The organism is Stutzerimonas kunmingensis (assembly GCF_014764705.1).
Taxonomy (GTDB): domain Bacteria; phylum Pseudomonadota; class Gammaproteobacteria; order Pseudomonadales; family Pseudomonadaceae; genus Stutzerimonas.
The window spans coordinates 71,613-86,036 of the sequence record NZ_JACXXG010000018.1; the positions used below are offsets into that span (position 1 = coordinate 71,613).

A 14,424-nucleotide genomic window follows, 5' to 3' on the forward strand; every position below is an offset into this window, starting at 1 on the left:
CTCCCGCGTCAGAACAGCACCTTGGCCACATCAGCGAAGCGCTTGGCGAAATGCACGGTCATACCTTCCTTGAGGTAGTCAGGCAACTCTTCGAAGTCGCCGCGGTTGGCTTCCGGCAGGATCAGCTCGAAGATCTTCTGCCGCCGCGCCGCGATCACCTTCTCGCGCACTCCGCCGATCGGCAATACGTGACCGGTCAGCGTCAGCTCGCCGGTCATGGCCACGCCTTTCTTCGGCGGCTGGTTGCGCGCCAGCGAGAGCAGCGCGCTGGCCATGGTGATGCCGGCGCTGGGGCCGTCCTTGGGCGTCGCGCCTTCCGGTACGTGCAGGTGCACGAAGGCCTGGTCGAAGAACTCCGGGTCGCCCTTGAAGGTTTTCAGGTTCGAGCTGATGTAGCTGTAGGCGATCTCCGCCGATTCCTTCATCACGTCACCGAGCTTGCCGGTGAGCTTGAAGCCGCGGTTCAGCGTGTGGATGCGCGTGGCCTCGATCGGCAGGGTGGCGCCGCCCATGCTGGTCCAGGCGAGGCCTGTGATCACGCCGACGCCGGATAGCACCTGTTCGCTGCGAAACACCGGTTTGCCGAGGTAGCTTTCCAGATCCTTCGGCGTGATCTTCAGCACCGCTTGGGGGTCTTCCAGCAACTGCACCACTGCCTTGCGCACCAGCTTGCCCAGCTGCTTCTCCAGCTGACGCACACCAGCTTCACGGGCATAGCCTTCGATCACCGCTTTCATGGCGCTGTCGCTGATGGCGAGGCGCTGCTTGGGCACGCCAGTCTTGTTCAGCAGCTTGGGCCACAGGTGACGTTTGGCGATGGCCAGCTTCTCCTCGGCGATGTAGCCGGACAGGCGGATCACCTCCATGCGGTCGAGCAGCGGGCCGGGAATCGAGTCCAGGGTGTTTGCCGTGCAGACGAACAGCACCTTGGACAGGTCCAGGCGCAGGTCCAGGTAATGATCGAGGAATTCGACGTTCTGTTCCGGGTCCAGCGTCTCCAGCAGCGCGGAGGCCGGATCGCCCTGGTAGCTGCTGCTGAGCTTGTCGATCTCGTCGAGCATGATCACCGGGTTCATCACCTCGACATCCTTGAGCGCCTGCACCAGCTTGCCGGGCAGGGCGCCGATGTAGGTACGACGGTGACCCTTGATCTCCGCTTCGTCGCGCATGCCGCCGACGCTGAAACGATAGAACGGCCGGCCGAGGGATTCGGCGATGGACTTGCCGATGCTGGTCTTGCCCACGCCCGGTGGGCCGACCAGCAGGACGATGGAGCCGGAAATTTCGCCCTTGAAGGCACCGACGGCGAGAAATTCGAGGATGCGGTTCTTGATGTCGTCGAGGCCGGCGTGATGCTTGTCCAGCACCTTGCGCGCGCGTTTGAGGTCGAGCTTGTCCTGGCCGAACACGCCCCAGGGCAGGGCGGTGGCCCAGTCCAGGTAGTTGCGGGTGACGGCATATTCCGGTGAGCCGGTCTCGAGGATCGACAGCTTGTTCAGTTCCTCGTCGATTCGCTTCTGCGCGGCGGGTGGCACCACCTTGCCGTCAAGGCGGGCGCGGAACTCGTCGGCGTCGGCGCTCTTGTCGTCCTTGGTTATACCCAGCTCGCGCTGGATGATCTTCAGCTGTTCCTTGAGGAAGAACTCGCGCTGGCGCTCGCCGATCTTGCGGTTGACCTCGCCGGTCAGTTCCTTCTGCAGCCTGGCGACTTCCACTTCCTTGCGCAGCAGCGGCAACACCTTCTCCATGCGCTTGAGCACTGGCACGGTATCCAGCACTTCCTGCAGCTCCGCGCCAGGCGCGGTGGTCAGCGCGGCGGCGAAGTCCGACAGCGGCGACGGGTCGTTGGGGCTGAAGCGATTAAGGTAGTTCTTCAACTCCTCGCTATACAGCGGGTTGAGCGGCAGCAGTTCCTTGATCGCGTTGATCAGTGCCATGCCGTAGGCCTTCACCTCGTCGCGCGGGTCGTCATCGCTTTTCGGGTAATCGACTTCCACCAGATACGGTGGTTTGCGCCGCAACCAGCCGCGGATGCGCACCCGCGCCAGGCCCTGGGCGACGAACTGCAGCTTGCCGCCCTCCTGCGAGGCGTGATGTACGCGGACCATGGTGCCGTGCTCCGGCAGGCTGTCCGGGTCGAAGGTGGCCATGTCCAGTACCGGCGAGTCAACGAAGAACAGTGCCACGCGCTGGTGCGGCGTCTTGGCCACGCGATCCAGGGTTTCGGCCCACGGGTCTTCGTTGACGATCACCGGCAACACCTGCGCCGGGAAGAACGGCCGGTTGTGCACCGGGATGATGTAGAGCTTGTCCGGCTGCTGTTGATCGGGCAGTACGAGACCGTTGGAGGAGATGATTTCCTGCTCGATATGATCCTGATTGACGTCGTCGTTCATGCGGCACCCGTTGCGAATACGTGCACCTTAGATGGGTGGTGGCGCAGATGATTTCAATCCCGTTGCGTGGGGGTGGGCACTTCATGCCGGCTTCGGTACAGTGCTTGCACGCACAGGTGCCCATCATGCTCAACGCCCGTCTGCTTCGCCTGGATGACCAGACTCACCAGCACGCCCACGACTATCACCAGTTGGTGATGTCGCTTTCTGGGCGCGCGGAATTCGAGGTCAATGGCTCCGGTGGCGAAGTCTGCCGGATGCGCGCCTGTCTGGTGCCGGGTGATGCCGATCATGGTTTCGCCGGCATGGGCGACAACCGCATGCTGATCATCGATCTCGACGAGCAGGATATTGGCACCGAGGACCCGGAGCTGCTCGCCCGGCTGTTCGAGGCGCCGCGCTATCCGGCACTGGATGCCGACTTCCAGAATCTGCTGGCCTACGCCGGCGCCGAGCTGGCGCGCTACGGCAGCGATCCGCTACTGGCCCGGGCGCTGGGCGGCGTGTTGTTGCGGGCGTTGCACTTGCGACTGTTCGGCGAGTCCGTGCAACGCCCGACCGGGCCGCTGGATCTGCAGCGGCTGGACAGCCATATTCAGGACAACCTGGCGCGCCGCATCACCGTCGCCGAGCTGGCGCAGGTCGTCTGCCTCAGCCCCAGTCACTTCCACGCCCAGTTCAAGGATTGCGTCGGCCTCACGCCGCACCAGTACCTGCTCAAGACCCGCCTCGATCGTGCCGCCCGTCTGCTGCGCGAAACGCCGCTGCCACTGGTGCGGATTGCCGAGGAGTGCGGTTTCTCCAGCCAGAGCGCATTGACCACGGCGACCCGCCGCTACCTCGGTCTGACCCCTCGCGGATTGCGCAAGTCGGACTCCTGAGCTTTCTTCTGAGCGCCCTGTTTTCGGGCTCTTCAGCTACCAGGGGTATATTCCTGCGCCATCCTGGTGCGCTTTCATTACGGCCGCGTTTCCGCGTCCAGCTTTCGTAGTTTTTCGTAAAACTTCCGTAGTTTTGCGCAAGAACGGCTCGTCTTGCAGACCCTACATTCCGTCTCCCGACCTGGCTCTTCGTCTTGTGCTGCACCATCAGCCTGGCCGTGGACTAGACCTATAAGCAGACACAATCACAAGAGGAGCGGCGCATGTTCAAGGCCGGTCACGTGCTGGAAGGCGCCTTCGCCAACCAGAAAGCCGCGGAATTCTTTCCCGCCATCAGCGCCAATTACGCCGTTGACGAGGCGCAATATCTCACCGAACTGCTGCAGCTTGCCGATCCCGGCGAGGCGGGCATTGCCGCCATTCGCGAGCGCGCGCGCAGCCTGATCGAGGCGGTGCGCGGGCGTGAGAATGCCGTCGATACCCTCGATGCGCTGCTGCGCCAGTACAGCCTGGACACCCAGGAAGGGCTGATGCTGATGTGCCTGGCCGAAGCGCTGCTGCGGGTGCCGGATGCCGCCACGGCTGACGCGCTGATCCGCGACAAGCTCAACGCCGCCGAATGGGAACGCCACCTCGGCCAGAGCGACAACGTGCTGGTCAACTTCGCCGCCTGGGGGCTGGTGATGACCGGCAAGGTGGTCGATCCGGAAACCGCCGATGGCCGTCCGAAGAACGTCATCGGTCGTCTGCTCAAGCGCTCCGGCGAGCCGGTGATCCGCAGCGCAATGAACCAGGCGATGAAGCTGATGGGCAAGCAGTTCGTGCTTGGCCGCACCATCGCCGAAGCGCTGAAGAACGGCCGTCCCGAGCGCGAGAAGGGCTACACTTATTCCTTCGACATGCTCGGTGAGGCGGCACTGACTGCCGAAGACGCCGCCAAGTACATGGCCGACTACCGTCAGGCCGTGGAGACCGTCGGCGCCGAGCCGCAGGTCGGCAAGGGCCCGCGTCCGTCGGTGTCGATCAAGTTGTCGGCACTGCATCCGCGCTACGAAGTCGCCCAGCGCGAGCGCGTGCTCACCGAGCTGTTCGCCAGTGTGCGCGAACTGGCCGTGCTGGCGCGTCAGCGCAATGTCGGGATCACCATCGATGCCGAGGAGGCCGACCGCCTCGAGCTGTCGCTGGAACTGTACGAAAAGCTCCTGCGCGACCCGGCTATCGCCGGCTGGGGTGAGTTTGGCCTGGTCATCCAGGCTTATTCCAAACGCTGCCTGCCGGTGCTGGTCTGGCTGACGCTGCTCGGTCGTGAGCTTGGCGAACGCATTCCGCTGCGGCTGGTAAAGGGCGCCTACTGGGACAGTGAGATCAAGCAGTGCCAGGTTCAGGGCCTGGACGGCTACCCCGTCTACACGCGCAAGGAAGGCACTGACACCTCCTACCTCGCCTGCGCGCGCTACCTGTTGTCCGAGCACACCCGTGGGGTGATCTACCCGCAGTTCGCCAGCCACAACGCGCACACCGTCAGCTGCATTCTGGCCATGGCCGAGGAAATCTCACAGCCGCGCGAGTTCGAGTTCCAGCGCCTGCACGGCATGGGCGATGCGCTGTACGACACGGTGATCGAAAAGTACGCCCGCAACGTACGGATCTACGCCCCGGTTGGTGCGCACAAGGACCTGCTGCCCTATCTGGTGCGTCGCCTGCTGGAGAACGGTGCCAACTCGTCGTTCGTCCACCAGCTGGTTGACCCGCGCGTGCCGGTCGAATCGCTGATCGATCACCCGGTGAGCCAGCTGCGCAAGTTCGCTGCACCGGGCAACCCGCGCATTCCGCTGCCGCCGGCGCTGTTCGGCAATCGCAAGAACTCCCAAGGGATCAACATGAATATCCAGAACCAATGGAACGACCTGGCCAGCGCCTACCAACCTTTCCTCGAGCGCCAGTGGCAGGCGGCGCCGGTCATCAGCGGGCAGAGGCTCGCCGGAACGCCGTCCGACGTGCGCTGCCCCTATGATTTGAACAAGGTCGTCGGCCAGGCCCAGTTCGCCAGCGCCGAGCAGGCGCGCCAGGCCGTCGATCGCCTGGCGGCTTACTGGCCCACCTGGAATGCCACGCCGGTGGAAGCCCGTGCCGCCGTGCTGGAGCGCCTGGGCGATCTGCTGGAGCAGCACCGCGCCGAGCTGATGGCCCTGTGTACCGTGGAAGCCGGCAAGTCGCTGCAGGATGGTATCGACGAAGTACGCGAGGCGGTGGATTTCTGCCGTTACTACGCTCAGCAGGCGCGGCAGAAGCTCGGTCGCGAAGAGTTGAAAGGCCCCACCGGCGAGCGTAACGAGCTGTTCCATGAAGGCCGCGGCGTGTTTGTCTGCGTCAGTCCGTGGAACTTCCCGCTGGCGATCTATCTCGGCCAGATCACCGCGGCACTGGTGGCCGGCAACACCGTGCTGGCCAAGCCGGCCGAGCAGACCAGCCTCATCGCGGCGCGTGCGCTTGAACTGATGTTCGAAGCCGGCCTGCCGAAAGAGGCAATTGCCTTCCTGCCAGGCGATGGCGCTACCCTGGGCGGCGTGTTTTGTCGCGATCCGCGGGTGGTCGGCGTGTGCTTCACCGGTTCGACCGACACGGCGCGCATCATCAATCGTCAGCTGGCCGAGAAGGAAGGCCCGATCGCCACGCTGATCGCCGAAACCGGCGGGCAAAACGCGATGATCGTCGACTCCACGGCGCTGCCCGAGCAGGTGATCAAGGATGCCGTCGGTTCCGCCTTCACCAGCGCCGGCCAGCGTTGCTCTGCGTTGCGCGTGCTCTATGTGCAGCGTGATATCGCCGATCGTGTGATCGAGTTGCTCAAAGGCGCCATGGCCGAGCTCAGAGTTGGCCCGACCCATCTGCGCGAGAACGACATCGGTCCGGTGATCGACCAAGAAGCCCGCGAAGGCCTGCTGGCGCATATCCAGCAGCTCAAGAGCGAAGGGCGCCTGATCGCCGAGGCGACATTGCCGGCTGGCCTGAACGGTCACTTCGTGGCGCCGGTGGCCTTCGAGATCGACGGCATACACCAGCTGAAGAAGGAACATTTCGGCCCGGTGCTGCACGTGGTGCGCTACGACGCGGCGGACCTGGAAAAGGTCGTCGCGGCGATCAACGGCACCGGCTACGGCCTGACCCTCGGCGTGCACAGCCGCAACGAGGAAACCGCCGAACGCATCGAGCAACTGGCGCGGGTCGGCAACCTCTACGTCAATCGCAACCAGATTGGTGCCGTGGTCGGCGTGCAGCCGTTCGGCGGCTGTGGCCTGTCCGGCACCGGTCCGAAGGCGGGCGGCCCCAGCTATGTGCTGCGCTTCGCCAACGAGCGGACCACCTCCACCAACACCACCGCGGTGGGCGGCAACGCCTCGCTGCTGTCGCTCGGAGACGACTGAACGCATTCACGCTGTACCACCGAGTGAATGGCCTTGGTCATTCACCTGGCGCATCACGCTAAACCTCCCGGCCGCTCAGGCGGCCGGAACACAACAACAATTGGACAGTTGGCGGACGCTCTTCCGCCACTGACGGGCCCGGGTTGGGCCTGTCACAGGTGATGGCCTTTTCGCTATCGCCCTCTGCCAAGGTGCAGCGTGGGTCCGCTCGCGTTGCGCCGAACAACAACTAACGAGGGACACACATGAGCATCAGTACACCCACGCTGATCACCTTTCTGATCTACATCGCGGCGATGATCCTGATCGGTTTCGTCGCTTACCGCGCCACCAAGAACTTCGACGACTACATCCTCGGCGGTCGCAGCCTCGGCAGCTTCGTCACTGCGCTGTCGGCCGGTGCCTCCGACATGAGCGGCTGGCTGCTGATGGGCTTGCCCGGTGCGATCTTCGTCGCCGGTCTGTCGGAAAGCTGGATCGCCATCGGCCTGATCGTTGGCGCCTGGCTGAACTGGCTGTTCGTCGCCGGACGGTTGCGTGTGCATACCGAGCACAACCACAACGCCCTGACGCTGCCGGATTACTTCTCCCATCGCTTCGAGGACGAGAGTCGCATGCTGCGGATCTTCTCCGCGCTGGTGATCCTGGTGTTCTTCACCATCTACTGCGCCTCGGGCGTGGTCGCCGGCGCACGGCTGTTCGAGAGTAGCTTCGGCGTGCCGTACGAGTACGCACTGTGGATCGGCGCCGCGGCGACCATCCTCTATGTGTTTATCGGTGGATTCCTCGCAGTGAGCTGGACCGATACCGTGCAGGCCACGCTGATGATCTTCGCGCTGCTGATCACCCCGGTGTTCGTCATCCTCGCCCTGGGCGACATGGGCACCGCGATGGCCACTATCGAAGCGCAGAACCCGGCCAACTTCGACATGTTCCGCGGGCTGTCCTTCGTCGCCATCATCTCGCTGCTGGCGTGGGGCCTGGGTTACTTTGGCCAGCCGCATATCCTGGTGCGCTTCATGGCGGCCGACTCGATCAAGACCATCCCCAATGCCCGCCGCATCGGCATGACCTGGATGATCCTGACCCTGGCCGGCGCGGTCGCGGTGGGCTTCCTCGGCACCGCCTACTTCGCTGATCATCCGGAGCAGGCCGGTGCGGTCAGCCAGAACGGCGAGCGGGTATTCATGGAGCTGGTGAAGATCCTGTTCAACCCCTGGGTTGCGGGCATCATCCTCTCCGGCGTGCTGGCGGCGGTGATGAGTACCCTCAGTGCCCAGCTGCTGGTCAGCTCCAGCGCGCTGACCCAGGACTTCTACAAGGCGATGCTGCGCAAAAATGCCTCGCAGACCGAACTGGTCTGGGTCGGCCGCGGCATGGTGCTGTTGATCGCACTGATCGCCATCGGCATCGCCTCCAACCCCGACAGCAAGGTGCTGGGCCTCGTGTCCTACGCTTGGGCGGGTTTCGGCGCGGCGTTCGGTCCGGTGGTGTTGATCTCGCTGCTGTGGAAGCGCATGACCCGCAACGGTGCTCTAGCCGGGATGCTGGTCGGTGCCGTCACCGTGGTGGTGTGGAAGGAGTTCATCGGTCTGGGCCTGTACGAAATCATCCCCGGCTTCATCCTCGCCAGCCTCGCCATCTATGTGGTGAGCAAAATGAGCGCCGCGCCGGCCCCGACCATCATCAAGCGCTTCGAGGAAGCTGACGCGGATTACCACGCCGGCTAAGGCTACTGTCGGAGTGTCGCCGCGGCGCGAAGCGGGGGCGCGCTCCCACAGTCGGTTGCTGCAGCGGATCTCGCTTTAAATAACCTGCAAAAAACCCCGGCTAGCCGGGGTTTTGCGTTTCTGTCGCAGATTCAGTCGTCCGCTACCAGATTGGATCGGTCGTCCACTGCACCCGCGGCAATCAGGTGTTCGGCTTCGTCTTCCGGCACGTGGATGCTGGTGCCGTCGATATTCATCACCGACATGCGTGCCTGGGGATCGGTGGTGATGCGCACGTCCATCAGGGCGCTGCGGTGCGTGTTGCCGTTGATGACCACGGCGCAGGTGCCGGTGGTGGTGTCGATGTCTACGGTCATGATCTCTCTCCCGAAGCGGTGCAAAAGCCGCGCGCGGTTCGCCCGGCGTTTCCATATCGACCACGAACAGGGTGCATCGGTTGTACCTGTTACTGGAAAAACAGGGTTAAATGTTACGATATAACATGTTAGATTCTCGCCCCGCGAAGCTGGTTCCGCTACCGGATGCCGGCGCACAGCCGTCTTCGGTTGCCTCGGAAGGCAACCGCCATTGTCTGGAGAGTCACATGAAACTGAAGCGTCATCCCCTGGCCTGGGCGATCAGCCTGACCCTGGTTCCGGCTGCCTGGGCCGCCGAGCCGGTCGAACTGCAATCCGTCGTGGTCAGCGCCAGCGGCCTGGCCAAGCAGAGCCATGAGATGACCACGCCGGCTGCCGTGATGGAGGGAGATGAACTGGTGCTGCGTCGCGAGGCAACGCTGGGTGAAACCCTGGAAAGCCTGCCTGGCGTGCGCTCCAGCAGCTTTGGCGCCGGTGCGGCGCGCCCGGTGATCCGCGGGTTGGATGGCGCTCGGGTCAAGGTGCTGAGCGATGGCGTGGAGTTGCTCGACGCCTCAACCATCAGCCCCGACCACGCGGTGACTAGCGAGCCGTTACTGGCCGAGCGCATCGAGGTGCTCAAGGGGCCGGCGACCCTGCTCTACGGTGGCGGCGCCATCGGCGGGGTAGTCAACGTGATCGACAAGAAGATACCCACCCGCGTGCCAGAGAAGGGCTACGAAGGCGAGCTGGAGCTACGCGCCAACAGCGTCGCCAACGAAGGTGCCGGGGTGTCCGGTATCACTGCTGGCAGCGGCAACTTCGCTGTCCGCGCCGAGGGCACCAAACGCCAGGCCGCCCCTTATGAAATCCCCGGTTCGCCGGACAAGCAGGAAGGTTCCTACAACGACACCGACAGCTTCAATCTCGGCGCCAGCTTCATCGGCGAGCGCGGTTACATCGGCGCCGCCTACGGTGAGCAGAACAATCGCTACGGGCTGCTGGCCCATGAGCACGCCGATTGCCATACCCACGGCAGCGACTGGCACTGCGGTGCCCATGATGATCACGACGATCACGACGATCACGACGATGACGACGATGACGACGACCATGATCATGACGAGCATGGCAGCGTGCCTTATGTCGACATGCGCCAGAAGCGCTGGGATCTGCGTGGCGAGCTGAGCGATCCGCTGCCGGGCTTCGAGCTGGCACGGCTGCGCATCGGCCACAGCGACTATCAGCACAAGGAAATCGAAGGCGGTGAAGTGGGCACCCGCTTCAACAATGACGCCACCGACGCCCGCCTGGAACTGACCCATCAGCCGCTGTTCGGCTGGCGCGGCGTGCTCGGCGCACAGACCCTGCGGCGTGACTTCGAAGCCCTCGGCGAGGAGGCCTACGTGCCGCAGACGCTGACGCGCAATCACGGCCTGTTCCTGCTCGAGGAATATACCGCCGGCGCCTGGCGCTATGAACTCGGCCTGCGTCACGAATGGCAGGACATCGATGCCGATGGCCGCCAGGATACCGATCACAGCGGCACCTCGATGTCCGCCGGTGCGGTCTGGACCTTCGCTCCGCAGTACTCGTTGGGCTTCTCGCTGACGCGCTCGCAACGCCTGCCCAGCGCCGAAGAGCTTTACGCCAACGGCCCGCATGCCGCGACCCGCACCGTCGAGCTGGGTAATGTCGACCTGGAGGAGGAAACCTCGCATAACGCCGAGATCACCCTGCGCAAGTTCGCCGGCCGCACGACCTTCAGCCTGAGCGTCTTCCGCAACGAGGTGGATGACTTCATCTATGCCGCCGACACCGGTAACGACATCGGTGGCGGCTACCGCGAGATCGAATACCGCCAGCAGGACGCCGTGCTCACCGGGGCGGAAGGGGAGGTGCGCTTCCAGGTCACCGACGCCACCGCCTTCACCCTCTTCGGCGACCACGTGCGTGGCAAGCTGCGCGACGGCGGCGGCGACCTGCCGCGTATCCCCGCCGATCGCCTGGGTGTTCGGGTGGACCAGAGCTTCACCCCGGCGCTCAACGGTCAGCTGGAGTTCTATCGCGTGCAGCGTCAGGACGAGCTGGCCGATTACGAAAGCGAAACCGGTGGCTACAACATGCTCGGTGCCAGCCTGGGTTACAGCGGCTCGCTGAACCAGACCGACTACCTGCTCTACCTCAAGGCCAATAACCTGCTGGATGAGAAGGCCCGCCAGCACACGTCCTTCATCAAGGACGACGTGTTGCTGCCCGGACGTAACCTGACCGTAGGCATGCGCCTGGCGTTCTGAGGCGGACAATTGCCTTGCAGCACTGACGAGGGCCGGCAGCTACTGCCGGCCCTCGTTCATTCCGGCAGGCAAAACCTCGCGGTCACGCGCAAGTAGGCGGATGACGCGCTATCCTTGCGCCCCTCGATTGCTCCGTTGCGGGTGCCGGTCGCATCCCGGGCTGTGGCGGAACGTCAGGACCAACAAGGAAAACAAGTCCCATGAACGTCAGCACTCCCACTCTGATCACCTTCGTGATCTACATTGCGGCGATGATCCTGATCGGCTTCATTGCCTACCGCGCTACCAAGAACTTCTCCGACTACATCCTCGGCGGTCGCAGCCTCGGCAGCTTCGTCACGGCGCTGTCGGCCGGTGCCTCAGACATGAGCGGCTGGCTGCTGATGGGCCTTCCCGGCGCGATCTTCGTCGCCGGCCTGTCGGAAAGCTGGATCGCCATTGGCCTGATCGTCGGCGCCTGGCTGAACTGGCTGTTCGTCGCCGGGCGCCTGCGCGTGCACACCGAGCACAACCACAACGCCCTGACCCTGCCGGACTACTTCTCGCACCGCTTCGAAGACGAGAGCCGCATGCTGCGGATCTTCTCCGCGCTGGTGATCCTGGTGTTCTTCACCATCTACTGCGCCTCAGGCGTGGTTGCCGGTGCGCGCCTGTTCGAGTCCACCTTTGGCATGCCGTACGAATACGCACTATGGGTCGGTGCAGCGGCGACCATTCTCTACGTGTTCATCGGCGGCTTCCTCGCGGTGAGCTGGACCGACACCGTACAGGCCACGCTGATGATCTTCGCGCTGCTGGTCACCCCGGTGTTCGTCATTCTCGCCCTCGGCGACATGGGCACCGCGATGGCCACTATCGAAGCGCAGAACCCGGCCAACTTCGACATGTTCCGCGGGCTGTCCTTCGTCGCCATCATTTCGCTGCTGGCGTGGGGCCTGGGTTACTTTGGCCAGCCGCATATCCTGGTGCGCTTCATGGCGGCCGACTCGATCAAGACCATCCCCAATGCCCGCCGCATCGGCATGACCTGGATGATCCTGACCCTGGCCGGCGCGGTCGCGGTGGGCTTCCTCGGCACCGCCTACTTCGCTGATCATCCGGAGCAGGCCGGTGCGGTCAGCCAGAACGGCGAGCGGGTATTCATGGAGCTGGTGAAGATCCTGTTCAACCCCTGGGTTGCGGGCATCATCCTCTCCGGCGTGCTGGCGGCGGTGATGAGTACCCTCAGTGCCCAGCTGCTGGTCAGCTCCAGCGCGCTGACCCAGGACTTCTACAAGGCGATGCTGCGCAAAAATGCCTCGCAGACCGAACTGGTCTGGGTCGGCCGCGGCATGGTGCTGTTGATCGCACTGATCGCCATCGGCATCGCCTCCAACCCCGACAGCAAGGTGCTGGGCCTCGTGTCCTACGCCTGGGCGGGCTTCGGCGCGGCGTTCGGGCCGGTGGTGCTGATCTCGCTGCTGTGGAAGCGCATGACCCGTAACGGTGCCTTGGTTGGCATGCTGGTCGGTGCGGTCACCGTGGTGGTGTGGAAGGAGTTCATCGGTCTGGGCCTGTACGAAATCATCCCGGGCTTCATCTTCGCCAGCATCGCCATCTATGTCGTGAGCAAGATGGGCGCCGAACCCGTCCCAAGTATCGTCAAGCGCTTCGAAGAAGCCGACGCGGACTACCACGCCGGCTGATCTGCACAGCGCAGGTCGAGCATGGCTGCTCGACCTGCGGTTGGATCCGGTATCCCGGTTCTAACCGTTCCGCCCCATATCGATATTTGCCACTGCCCGGCCTCTCCGTCGAGGCTGTCCAGGCTTCAATTCGTCACTTCCGACAAATCGATCCGCCGCCAGCGTGCTTCGGCGAAGCTGTATACAGCGAAGGCCAGCAGGCCGACCCCGATTGCCAACAGCAGCGCGCCACCCGCAGGCATGCCCTGAAGCGCTTCGAGCGCTTCCTTGAGGCCCGGTGGATCGGTGGGCTCGTAGCGGCTACCGCCCATGAACAACAGCCCGGCGATTATCAGAAAGGAACAGCCACGTGCAGCCAGCCCAACACTGGAAACGGGGCGCACCAGATGCATGGTGCGTTCATCGCACTGGAAGTAGCGCTCGAAATGCGCACGCCATGCCTTGATCAGATGCGCAATGGCGACTCCAAGTGGAATCAGCGCAATCGCCCATATCAGCCAGTGAGAGTGCTTCAGGCCAAGAAAACGCATGAGGCTGTCGGTGCTTTCGCCTCCGGAACCGCCGCCGCCTTCGGAGAAGCGGTCCAGCCCGCTCACCAGCATGCTCAGCGTGAACAGTGCAAGCAGCAAGTTGACCACGCCACTGCTCACCAACCCCGTGCGGATCAGCAGACCCTTGGCGTCATGGCCGTGCCGATCGGTATCACCGATGCCCTGCGTCAGCCGCCACGCCACGTGCGCGAGCAGGCCGATTACCACCAGCCAGAGCAGTATTGCCCCGAATGGCTGGCCGAGCAGTTGCTGAACTGCGCCGCGAGTGTCGACCGTTTCGCCGGAACCGAGTGCCGCCATGATCGCAAAAAAGCCGACGATGACGTACACCACGCCCCGCGCCGCGTAGCCGCTGCGTGCCAGCCAGACCACTCCACGTGTCACGTTCATATTCGCTTTCGCTCCGAAATTGAGATCATCCGAGACAGTGTCGTCATAGTTGGGACGCGGTTGCAGCCCGTTCGGTTCGCTCGAACTGGTCGCGTACACCTGCCTTTGGGCGGCGAAAAGAATTAATACCGACGAAGGAACGGGACGAAACGGCGAAGGTCTGATTCCTCGCCCAGTAGCGTTCGGGCGTCCTGGGGCGGGACGGCCTTGCGACTACGGAGGATCAAGGAGTATCTCGATGAATTACTGGAAGGTGGTATTGCTCGGCATGGCGCTCGGCTTGGCCGGATGCAGCATCAATGCCCCAGGTGTACATGCGCGGGTTGGCGATGCCGATGCGGTACGGCTGGACATCGGTGGTCACGGTCATGGTGGCGGGTTCTGTCCGCCGGGACATCGGATGAAAGGAAACTGCTGATGAGCGCTCGTCTTCTTGTAGTCGTACTGGCAGCCCTCCTGATGTCCGGATGCAGCCTGCGTCTACCGGGCATCGGCATCGATATCGGTGATGGCGGCGGCGGGCCTCCGCATTGCCCACCAGGTCAGGCCAAGAAGGGTAACTGCTGAGGCGCCAGGCGCCGGCTGGTCACGCTCAGGCAAGGCCGACTAGCAGGCCGTTGAAAAAAGCCAGAGCCCGCGTGGCTCTGGCAAAATGGCGGCCATCCTCTTCTGCCGAAGCCAGCCCAAGCCGATGCGTGGACTCGACCTCAAACAAAACGAGCTGTTCAGTTATA

The 14,424-nt window shown here is 63.7% G+C and carries 10 protein-coding genes; 7 read left to right on the top strand and 3 right to left on the bottom strand.

Annotated elements, in window-relative coordinates; translation table 11 throughout:
• Positions 1 to 8: 8 nt before the first annotated feature.
• On the bottom strand, positions 9 to 2,396 hold the full coding sequence (gene lon / locus IEG05_RS14540; RefSeq protein WP_046620865.1) for an endopeptidase La: 2,388 nt from the start codon (positions 2,394 to 2,396) through the stop codon (positions 9 to 11).
• A 125-nt stretch (positions 2,397 to 2,521) separates the two neighbouring features.
• Between lon and IEG05_RS14545 the strand changes: the two genes are divergently transcribed.
• From IEG05_RS14545 to putP (IEG05_RS14555), 3 genes are all read left to right on the top strand, one after another.
• A complete protein-coding gene (locus IEG05_RS14545; protein WP_046620958.1) occupies positions 2,522 to 3,277 on the top strand; it encodes an AraC family transcriptional regulator in 756 nt (251 codons plus the stop codon).
• A 263-nt stretch (positions 3,278 to 3,540) separates the two neighbouring features.
• A complete protein-coding gene (putA, locus tag IEG05_RS14550) occupies positions 3,541 to 6,702 on the top strand; it encodes a bifunctional proline dehydrogenase/L-glutamate gamma-semialdehyde dehydrogenase PutA (RefSeq protein WP_046620863.1) in 3,162 nt (1,053 codons plus the stop codon).
• 245 nt (positions 6,703 to 6,947) lie between these two features.
• Entirely contained in the window at positions 6,948 to 8,432 is a 1,485-nt protein-coding gene (gene putP, locus IEG05_RS14555; protein ID WP_191122298.1) for a sodium/proline symporter PutP, read from the top strand.
• 131 nt (positions 8,433 to 8,563) lie between these two features.
• Here the strand turns inward: putP (IEG05_RS14555) and IEG05_RS14560 are convergent, their stop codons facing one another.
• The gene (locus tag IEG05_RS14560; protein WP_014819536.1) at positions 8,564 to 8,788 is read right to left on the bottom strand and encodes a DUF3203 family protein; all 225 of its coding nucleotides are present in this window, start codon (positions 8,786 to 8,788) and stop codon (positions 8,564 to 8,566) included.
• Between the two features lie 227 nt (positions 8,789 to 9,015).
• On the opposite strand from IEG05_RS14560, the gene IEG05_RS14565 reads away from it, so the two are divergent.
• Positions 9,016 to 11,064, top strand: a complete 2,049-nt coding sequence (locus IEG05_RS14565) for a TonB-dependent receptor (protein WP_191122299.1) — start codon at positions 9,016 to 9,018, stop codon at positions 11,062 to 11,064.
• 200 nt (positions 11,065 to 11,264) lie between these two features.
• Entirely contained in the window at positions 11,265 to 12,749 is a 1,485-nt protein-coding gene (gene putP / locus IEG05_RS14570; RefSeq protein ID WP_191122300.1) for a sodium/proline symporter PutP, read from the top strand.
• A 125-nt stretch (positions 12,750 to 12,874) separates the two neighbouring features.
• On the opposite strand, the gene IEG05_RS14575 is transcribed toward putP (IEG05_RS14570), so the two are convergent.
• A complete protein-coding gene (locus IEG05_RS14575) occupies positions 12,875 to 13,690 on the bottom strand; it encodes a DUF1206 domain-containing protein (RefSeq protein WP_046620019.1) in 816 nt (271 codons plus the stop codon).
• 238 nt (positions 13,691 to 13,928) lie between these two features.
• Here IEG05_RS14575 and IEG05_RS14580 point away from each other — a divergent pair, with 238 nt between their 5' ends.
• Positions 13,929 to 14,108 carry a hypothetical protein gene (locus tag IEG05_RS14580; protein ID WP_044315206.1) on the top strand — a complete coding sequence of 60 codons (180 nt, stop codon included), beginning with the start codon at positions 13,929 to 13,931 and terminating at the stop codon, positions 14,106 to 14,108.
• Positions 14,108 to 14,257, top strand: coding sequence for a hypothetical protein (locus tag IEG05_RS14585; RefSeq protein ID WP_167362145.1), 150 nt, complete (start codon positions 14,108 to 14,110; stop codon positions 14,255 to 14,257). The genes IEG05_RS14580 and IEG05_RS14585 overlap by 1 nt, the downstream gene beginning before the upstream one ends.
• Positions 14,258 to 14,424 lie beyond the last annotated feature (167 nt).